The organism is Actinosynnema sp. NPDC023658 (assembly GCF_040639995.1).
Classification (GTDB): domain Bacteria; phylum Actinomycetota; class Actinomycetes; order Mycobacteriales; family Pseudonocardiaceae; genus Actinosynnema.
The window spans coordinates 1-2054 of sequence record NZ_JBFAAX010000961.1 but is presented as its reverse complement, the minus strand read 5'-3'; the positions used below and the strand labels follow the sequence as shown (position 1 = coordinate 2054).

At 69.8% G+C, this 2054-nt stretch carries 2 protein-coding genes; both read left to right on the top strand.

Annotated elements, in window-relative coordinates:
* Positions 1-386 precede the first annotated feature (386 nt).
* On the top strand, positions 387-1361 hold the full coding sequence (locus tag AB0G02_RS36935; RefSeq protein ID WP_360804161.1) for a hypothetical protein: 975 nt from the start codon (positions 387-389) through the stop codon (positions 1359-1361).
* Positions 1354-2054 (top strand): iron-containing redox enzyme family protein (locus tag AB0G02_RS36930; protein ID WP_360804158.1); only part of this gene is annotated, 701 nt, incomplete at its 3' end. The genes AB0G02_RS36935 and AB0G02_RS36930, both read left to right, overlap by 8 nt.

The window sequence follows — 2054 nt, the reverse complement described above, 5'->3', positions numbered from 1 at the left end:
GCGGGGTGACCGGTGCCGGTGTCGCGCTCGACGCCGCGTCGCGCGGCCTGTCGGTGTGCCTGGTGGAGGCGCACGACCTGGCGTTCGGGACCGCGCGCTGTGGGGGCGCGCCCTGAACGTGACGATGGCGCTGCTGCTGGTCGCCTCCCTGTACCCGCTGGTCACGGAGTAGTCCGCGACCTGGCGTCGAAACGTCGAATTGCGCCGACGCGTCGGCGTATTGACGGTACGACAATCGGCTCAGTGACCGCAGGTGGTGTGACGAAAAGGTTGCCACGCGGGACGGCCACCGGTTAGGCTCAAGTCAGCTATCAAAGCGCTCAATCGAGGGGGCGGTTGATTTTGCTGTTCACAGCCGAGGCTTTTTCGCGCAGCGGGGCTGCGCGGTGAACGTGGATTTATCACCAATTCTTCTTGATGTCACCTTGCGCGACGGCGGCTATTTCAACGACCACAGCTGGACCACGTACGAAGCCGAGTCGATCGTGCGCGCCGTCGGTGCCGCCGGTATTCCGTACGCGGAAATCGGTTATCTCCGGGGCACGCACCACCCGCAGCGGCCGACGGCAAGCTGCCCGCCCGCCTACCTCGACGCGCTCGCCACCGTGACCGGGCGGCCGGACCTCGCCGTGATGGTGCGCCCCGGCGAAGTGCCGGTCGAACGCCTCGCGGAACTTCCCGACCGGGGCGTCGCCATGGTGCGGGTGCTCGTCATGGGCGGGTCGGTCGAGGCGGCCGAGCCGTACGTCGCGGCGGCGCGCGCGGCGGGCCTGGACGTGGCGATGAACCTGACGCGGGTCAGCGAGCGCGACCCCGAGGGGATCGCCGTGGCCGTCAAGGCCTGCGCGAACGCCGGGGCGCAGATCATCTACCTCGCGGACTCCAACGGCAGCCTCGACCCCGACTCGGTGTCCGAGCGGGTGGGCGCGGCGGTCAGCGCGAGCCCCGTGCCCGTGGGCTTCCACGCGCACGACAACCTCGGGCTGGCGTTCATCAACGCGACGACCGCGCTGGCGGCGGGCGCGACCGCGCTGGACGCGTCGATCGCCGGCATCGGCAAGGGTGGCGGCAACCTCCGGCTGGAGGTCATCGTCGCGCACCTGATCGTGCGGCACGGCGCGCGGCTGCGGCTCGACCCGATCGCCGCCGACCGCACCACGCTGGCCACGCAGCTGCGGATGATCGCGGACGGCGGCTCGAAGACCGTGGTCACCGGGCTGCTCGACGTGAACATGGACGGCACGGCCCACTTCTCCGACATGGTCGCGGCCGAGGGGCTCGACGCGACGATCCTGGCACTGACCGGTCGAGGACGACCGTTCGCCGAACTCACCAACGACGACAGGGGTGGCGATGAGTGACTTCGTCGCGCAGCTCGACCGCATGATCAGCGAGCGCAAGAAGATGACCAGCGAGCTCTACCAGACGATCCTCGCCGGCAAGGCCACCCAGCGGCTGCTGCACGACTTCGTGCTGCACCGCTGGCCCATCAAGAACTTCTGGACCCGCAACATCCTGGGCATCGCCTCACGGGTGGAGGACTACCGGCTGCGCGTCCTGCTCGTGGAGAACATCTACGAGGAGGAGACCGGCAGGCTGTCGGACTCCGGCCGCCACCTGGACACGTTCGCCGACTTCGGTGCGGCGGTCGGCGTCACCGCCGACGAGCTGGCCGCCGCGCCGGTCGTGCCGGAGACCGCGGCGGTCATCGAGCACAACGTGCGGGTCTGCAACACCGGGACCCACTTCACCCAGGGCGTCGCGTCGGTGCTGCTGCTGATGGAGGGCCAGCCGCCGATCGTGGACAAGGGCGGCAAGAGCATGCTCTCGGTGATGCGCGACGTCTACGGCCTGCCGGAGAAGGGGTACGAGTTCTTCGTGCACCACGCCTCGGCCGACGAGGGCGACACCGCCGTCAGCGAGCTGGAGGACGAGCACGCCGCCGCCGCGCGCGAGCTGCTGCGCCGCTACTGCGACACCCCCGAGCTGCAGCAGGCCGCGGTCGACGCGCTGGCCAACGCGCTGGAGCTGCGGCTCCGCCACTTCGACATGAT